This is a genomic window from Streptomyces roseochromogenus subsp. oscitans DS 12.976 (assembly GCF_000497445.1).
Classification (GTDB): Bacteria; Actinomycetota; Actinomycetes; order Streptomycetales; family Streptomycetaceae; genus Streptomyces; species Streptomyces oscitans.
Window position 1 is genome coordinate 4,023,697 of sequence record NZ_CM002285.1, and the last position, 3,380, is coordinate 4,027,076.

Below are 3,380 nucleotides of genomic sequence, written 5' to 3' on the forward strand. Positions count from 1 at the left end.
AACACAGTGGACGCGAGCAACTGAGGACAAGCCCTCGGCCTATTAGTACCGGTCACCTCCACCAGTTACCTGGCTTCCAGATCCGGCCTATCAACCCAGTCGTCTACTGGGAGCCTTACCCCATCAAGTGGGTGGGAGTCCTCATCTCGAAGCAGGCTTCCCGCTTAGATGCTTTCAGCGGTTATCCCTCCCGAACGTAGCCAACCAGCCATGCCCTTGGCAGAACAACTGGCACACCAGAGGTTCGTCCGTCCCGGTCCTCTCGTACTAGGGACAGCCCTTCTCAAGACTCCTACGCGCACAGCGGATAGGGACCGAACTGTCTCACGACGTTCTAAACCCAGCTCGCGTACCGCTTTAATGGGCGAACAGCCCAACCCTTGGGACCGACTCCAGCCCCAGGATGCGACGAGCCGACATCGAGGTGCCAAACCATCCCGTCGATATGGACTCTTGGGGAAGATCAGCCTGTTATCCCCGGGGTACCTTTTATCCGTTGAGCGACGGCGCTTCCACAAGCCACCGCCGGATCACTAGTCCCGACTTTCGTCCCTGCTCGACCCGTCGGTCTCACAGTCAAGCTCCCTTGTGCACTTACACTCAACACCTGATTGCCAACCAGGCTGAGGGAACCTTTGGGCGCCTCCGTTACCCTTTAGGAGGCAACCGCCCCAGTTAAACTACCCATCAGACACTGTCCCTGATCCGGATCACGGACCCAGGTTAGACATCCAGCACGACCAGACTGGTATTTCAACGACGACTCCACCCACACTGGCGTACGGGCTTCACAGTCTCCCAGCTATCCTACACAAGCCGAACCGAACACCAATATCAAACTGTAGTAAAGGTCCCGGGGTCTTTCCGTCCTGCTGCGCGAAACGAGCATCTTTACTCGTAGTGCAATTTCACCGGGCCTATGGTTGAGACAGTCGAGAAGTCGTTACGCCATTCGTGCAGGTCGGAACTTACCCGACAAGGAATTTCGCTACCTTAGGATGGTTATAGTTACCACCGCCGTTTACTGGCGCTTAAGTTCTCAGCTTCGCCCACCCGAAAGTGAGCTAACCGGTCCCCTTAACGTTCCAGCACCGGGCAGGCGTCAGTCCGTATACATCGCCTTACGGCTTCGCACGGACCTGTGTTTTTAGTAAACAGTCGCTTCTCGCTGGTCTCTGCGGCCACCCCCAGCTCGAGGAGCAAGTCCTCTCACCAGGAATGGCCCCCCTTCTCCCGAAGTTACGGGGGCATTTTGCCGAGTTCCTTAACCATAGTTCACCCGAACGCCTCGGTATTCTCTACCTGACCACCTGAGTCGGTTTAGGGTACGGGCCGCCATGAAACTCGCTAGAGGCTTTTCTCGACAGCATAGGATCATCCACTTCACCACAATCGGCTCGGCATCAGGTCTCAGACTATGTGCTGCCCGGATTTACCTGGACAACGTCCTACACCCTTACCCCGGGACAACCACCGCCCGGGATGGACTACCTTCCTGCGTCACCCCATCACTCACCTACTGCAAGTCTGGTCCGTCGGCTCCACCACTTTCCATTCCCCGAAGGGTCCGGAACGGCTTCACGGACTTAGCATCGCCTGTTTCGATGTTTGACGCTTCACAGCGGGTACCGGAATATCAACCGGTTATCCATCGACTACGCCTGTCGGCCTCGCCTTAGGTCCCGACTTACCCTGGGCAGATCAGCTTGACCCAGGAACCCTTAGTCAATCGGCGCACACGTTTCTCACGTGTGAATCGCTACTCATGCCTGCATTCTCACTCGTCAACCGTCCACGACTACCTTCCAGTGCCGCTTCACCCGGCAGACGACGCTCCCCTACCCATCACAGCACCCGTTGGGGCTATATACTGCAATGACACGACTTCGGCGGTACGCTTGAGCCCCGCTACATTGTCGGCGCGGAATCACTAGACCAGTGAGCTATTACGCACTCTTTCAAGGGTGGCTGCTTCTAAGCCAACCTCCTGGTTGTCTGTGCGACTCCACATCCTTTCCCACTTAGCGTACGCTTAGGGGCCTTAGTCGATGCTCTGGGCTGTTTCCCTCTCGACCATGGAGCTTATCCCCCACAGTCTCACTGCCGCGCTCTCACTTACCGGCATTCGGAGTTTGGCTAAGGTCAGTAACCCGGTAGGGCCCATCGCCTATCCAGTGCTCTACCTCCGGCAAGAAACACACGACGCTGCACCTAAATGCATTTCGGGGAGAACCAGCTATCACGGAGTTTGATTGGCCTTTCACCCCTAACCACAGGTCATCCCCCAGGTTTTCAACCCTGGTGGGTTCGGTCCTCCACGAAGTCTTACCTCCGCTTCAACCTGCCCATGGCTAGATCACTCCGCTTCGGGTCTTGAGCGTGCTACTACAGCGCCCTGTTCGGACTCGCTTTCGCTACGGCTTCCCCACCCGGGTTAACCTCGCAACACACCGCAAACTCGCAGGCTCATTCTTCAAAAGGCACGCAGTCACGAGACACCAGCAAGCTGATGTCCGACGCTCCCACGGCTTGTAGGCACACGGTTTCAGGTACTATTTCACTCCCCTCCCGGGGTACTTTTCACCATTCCCTCACGGTACTATCCGCTATCGGTCACCAGGGAATATTTAGGCTTAGCGGGTGGTCCCGCCAGATTCACACGGGATTTCTCGGGCCCCGTGCTACTTGGGTGTCTCTCAAACGAGCCGCTGACGTTTCGACTACGGGGGTCTTACCCTCTACGCCGGACCTTTCGCATGTCCTTCGCCTACATCAACGGTTTCTGACTCGCCCCACGGCCGGCAGACCGTGGAAGAGAGATCCCACAACCCCCACGACGCAACCCCTGCCGGGTCTCACACGTCGTAGGTTTGGCCTCATCCGGTTTCGCTCGCCACTACTCCCGGAATCACGGTTGTTTTCTCTTCCTGCGGGTACTGAGATGTTTCACTTCCCCGCGTTCCCTCCACTTGCCCTATGTGTTCAGACAAGGGTGACAGCCCATGACGACTGCCGGGTTTCCCCATTCGGAAACCCCCGGATCAAAGCCTGGTTGACGACTCCCCGGGGACTATCGTGGCCTCCCACGTCCTTCATCGGTTCCTGGTGCCAAGGCATCCACCGTGCGCCCTTAAAAACTTGGCCACAGATGCTCGCGTCCACTGTGCAGTTCTCAAACAACGACCAGCCACCCATCACCCCGAACCAACAGGTCCGAGTGCACTGGGGCCGGCGACTGAGGAAAGTTCGTTCCCTCAGACACCCAACAGCGTGCCCGGCCAGGCCCCGTCCGAAGATCATGCGTTCCACGCTCTGACGAGCAGTACTAGCAGCCTCCGACCCAGGATCCCGGCCGAATAATCAACGTTCCACCCATGAGC

1 rRNA gene is annotated in these 3,380 nt (G+C 57.5%); it reads right to left on the reverse strand.

The features are described from left to right. Positions 1 to 22 precede the first annotated feature (22 nt). Positions 23 to 3,144: ribosomal RNA gene (locus M878_RS67105) — 23S ribosomal RNA — on the reverse strand. Between the last annotated feature and the right edge of the window lie 236 nt (positions 3,145 to 3,380).